The organism is Agarivorans sp., from assembly GCF_050295395.1.
In the GTDB taxonomy this organism is placed as follows: domain Bacteria; phylum Pseudomonadota; class Gammaproteobacteria; order Enterobacterales; family Celerinatantimonadaceae; genus Agarivorans.
The window spans coordinates 1-3,490 of sequence record NZ_JBNKPP010000293.1 but is presented as its reverse complement, the minus strand read 5'-3'; the positions used below and the strand labels follow the sequence as shown (position 1 = coordinate 3,490).

Below are 3,490 nucleotides of genomic sequence, written 5' to 3'. Positions count from 1 at the left end.
ATGCTGTAAAACGGTTAAACAAGTTGCCCCATGGTTTTATGTGTATCGCTTACAGCACTGCTTAGTCATTTCGAATGCAAAAAAATACCGCCCTAGGTGGGCGGTATTCTATGAGTGCAAAACTTAACCCGAGTTAAGTTGTTATCACTGCAAATTACTTTTTAGCAGGCTCAGCAGCAGGAGCCGCTTGTGCTTTCTCAATTGATTTCAGTTCAACTTCAAAAATCAGGGTTGAGTTTGGTGGAATAGTACCAGTATCGCGGTCGCCATAAGCTAAGTTTGCAGGGATAACAAACTTGTACTTAGCACCAACAGGCATTAACTGTACGCCTTCGGTCCAGCCTGGAATAACGCGGTTTAATGGGAACTTAGCCGTTTGACCACGCTTGTATGAGCTATCAAACTCAGTACCGTCAAGCAGTGTACCTACGTAATCCACTTCTACAGTGTCTTCAGCCGCTGGCTTGTCACCAGAACCTGGTGTTAACACTTCGTATTGCAGACCCGATTCAGTGGTCACTACGCCAGGCTTAGCTTTGTTTTCCTCGAGGAACTTTTTACCATCCTCGATGTTTTTCGCAGCAATGGCTTTAGCTTGTTCTGTACGTTTGTCGTTTAACTTTTTATCTAAACCTTGAAGAATGGTTTGCATTTCTTCTTCGGTTAATTTCAGTTGATCATTCAGACCGTTAGTAAAACCAGTCACGATCAGCGCACGGTCAACTGGCAGGCCTAATTCTTCTTGCTCTTTGATATGGCCAGACATATAACGACCGATTGAAGCGCCAACACTGTAGGCTTCTTTTTGTGCTTCAGTCGTTAATTCAACATTTGTGCTTGCATTTGTTGCTTTTTCTTCTTGATTACAAGCAGATAGGCCAATAACAGCCAATGCAACTAACGATAATTTATAAATCGATTTCATTAAAGCTTCCTCAGCATCCTCAAGCGGTTACAATAACCTAAGCGCGACAACTGTATACTAGTTATCTGGGTTATACCAACTAGATTCTGTTATGTGTTAACTGTGATTAATCTCACTCTACCGGACTAGAGACACCAACTTTAGGAGCAAGTTCATGAAGAAAACCCTACTGCTGGTATTTTGCACACTTTTTTTAGCGGCCTGTCAGCCCAAAGCCGATGATATTCGAGTGCTTTCACAGGAACCCTCATACAGCGCGAGCCTCTCTAGCGACGGCAATATCGCCATTGTCGCCACCCAAAGCCAAGGGGTGCAATGTTGGGACTTAATCACCCACAGCCTCAAGTACCAATGGGTACATGGCGACCTCAACACTGGCGTCACGGCCACCGCCATTTCCCCTAACGGCGAGTTCGCCGCCTCGTTAAGCCGCGATTCAGTTGCCCTATGGACAATAGCCGACGGCAAATCCCGCGGATGGTGGTCGCTGCCCGCCTCGGGTGAGAGTGTAGCGGTAGCTAACAATGGCGCCTTACTGATTGGTTTGAACGATGGCAGCGTGATGTCGCTCAATGCGGCCAAAACCGCATTGATAAAATTTTTAGGGCATAAGGAAAGAGTGAATACGGTTGCGCTTTCCGCCGATGGACGTATTGCCCTGTCAGGCTCCAATGATATGCAAGCTATCCTGTGGCAGGCGCAAACGGGGCAGCCTATCCACACTTGGGATATAGGTAGCCGAGTAACTAAGGTGGCACTCAACGACAGCGGCACATTAAGCTTTACCAATGGCAGTACCAATGAGGCGAACATTTGGGACAACACTAATGGTAAGCTGTTAAATCAATTAGAGATTAAACGTCGGCAAATGACCTTCTCGGCAGTGCGTTTCGCCAAGCAAGACACTCAGTTGCTCACAGGCACGCCCGCGCGCGAAGTCATACTCTGGCAACGCCAAACGGGTAAACCTATTGCTAAGTGGCAAATTGCGCTGACTAAAAACAGCCAAAACCGAGGAGCCGTTGTATACTCTGTGGCAATTCGAGATACCAATAAAGTGGTTAGTATCAGTAGCCAAGGCCTAGTTGAGACTTGGCAGGAGTAGAGGTTAGTCATGCAAGGCGTACAAGAACAGATTGAAGAGCTGCAAATGAAATTGGCTTTTCAAGAGCTCACGGTCGAAGAGTTAAACCAAGAGGTCATTAAGCTGAACCAGCTCATCGCCAATCAGCAACATCAAATTCAGTTATTGATTGGTAAGTTAAAGGCGATGGAACCCAGCAATATTGCGACCCAAGCAGAAGAAACGCCACCACCCCATTATTAATTTGATAACGGATAATGGGTAACAAAATCCGCTAACAACACTATGGCCACTAAATATCCAGGGAATGCGATGTTTAAAGATGAGATGTTACAAGCGCCCAGTCAGCCACTGCCAATCGCTTTGGTGGGTGAAGCCATTTTAAAAGAGCACGCCATTGAAGTACGCGACTTCGACACGGCCTTGAGTCAATTAGCTGAGCAGATGGCGCTGAGCATGGTGGCCGCCAAAGGCGTTGGTATTGCCGCACCGCAAGTGCACAGCCCGCTAGCACTGTTTATCATGGCATCTCGGCCGAACGAGCGTTATCCCGATGCGCCGCTAATGGACCCTGTCGTGGTGGTCAATCCACAGATCTTGTCTGCCTCTGCTGAATTAGTTAGCGGTGAAGAAGGCTGCTTATCGGTTCCCGGTCAAAGGTTTAGCATTTGGCGCCACCAGACGATTGTCGTGCGCTATCAAGATCTTGCAGGCCAATGGCAACAGACTGAGTTAACAGGTTTTATTGCTCGTATTTTCCAACATGAGTTTGATCATCTACAAGGGATCACTTTGCTAGAGCGTTCACAAATGCCGGAGCAAACAGTAATGGCGCAAGCAGGTAATCATCAGGCATGAACAGCACCTTCATTCATTCTTTAATCAGACCCACAATCAGCACACTACTGTTCGCGGCCATTTTAGGCTCGAGCGGCTGTGCCTATAACAGTATTTTTATCAATTATCCGGCGCAAATTGCACCGATAAAACAAGAGCTCAATACCGCAACGCCCATGGCGGATATCGAGAAATTAGCCAGCAATATCCAAGGTAACGATGGCCTACTCTACGCTCAAGAAGCAGGACGCGTGGCACAGGTCGCCGGAGATTTTGCCAGCAGCCGTAAGTACTATCAGCAAGCGGTAGATGCCTATACTGTCTTCGATGACAAAGCCAAGATCAGCGCCAGCGATATAGGTGCAACGGCTAGCAGCTTAGTGTTAAACGATAATGCCATCCCCTATCGCGGCCCTGGCTACGAGCGCATTATGCTGCACCAATATCAAGCCTTGAATTACCTGTTCAGCGGTGACTATCAAGGCGCATTGGTGGAAGTTCGCCGCAGTAATGAGCTGCAAGGCTCTGAGCAGGAACGTTATCAAAAATCGCAAAAATCCGTGCAGGCTATGGCCAATGGCACCATAGATGCTGAAGTGAATAAGCTCGGTCAAGCCGCTGGCACAGTGACCAGCTCCTTCCTC

Annotated in this window: 4 protein-coding genes and 1 pseudogene; 4 read left to right on the top strand and 1 reads right to left on the bottom strand. The window is 47.6% G+C overall.

The window, feature by feature from the left end; genetic code table 11:
- Positions 1–154: 154 nt before the first annotated feature.
- Complete coding sequence (fkpA, locus tag ACQY6Q_RS17480) at positions 155–925, bottom strand: FKBP-type peptidyl-prolyl cis-trans isomerase (RefSeq protein ID WP_011716036.1); 771 nt, start codon at positions 923–925, stop codon at positions 155–157.
- Between the two features lie 154 nt (positions 926–1,079).
- On the opposite strand from fkpA, the gene ACQY6Q_RS17475 reads away from it, so the two are divergent.
- From ACQY6Q_RS17475 to ACQY6Q_RS17460, 4 genes and pseudogenes are all read left to right on the top strand, one after another.
- A complete protein-coding gene (locus ACQY6Q_RS17475; RefSeq protein WP_249554160.1) occupies positions 1,080–2,030 on the top strand; it encodes a WD40 repeat domain-containing protein in 951 nt (316 codons plus the stop codon).
- Between the two features lie 9 nt (positions 2,031–2,039).
- Positions 2,040–2,252 carry a SlyX family protein gene (locus ACQY6Q_RS17470; protein ID WP_011716034.1) on the top strand — a complete coding sequence of 71 codons (213 nt, stop codon included), beginning with the start codon at positions 2,040–2,042 and terminating at the stop codon, positions 2,250–2,252.
- 69 nt (positions 2,253–2,321) lie between these two features.
- On the top strand, positions 2,322–2,867 hold the full coding sequence (def, locus tag ACQY6Q_RS17465; protein WP_427983409.1) for a peptide deformylase: 546 nt from the start codon (positions 2,322–2,324) through the stop codon (positions 2,865–2,867).
- Positions 2,864–3,490, top strand: a pseudogene (locus ACQY6Q_RS17460) (COG3014 family protein); the annotation flags it as partial. The gene def and the pseudogene ACQY6Q_RS17460, both read left to right, overlap by 4 nt.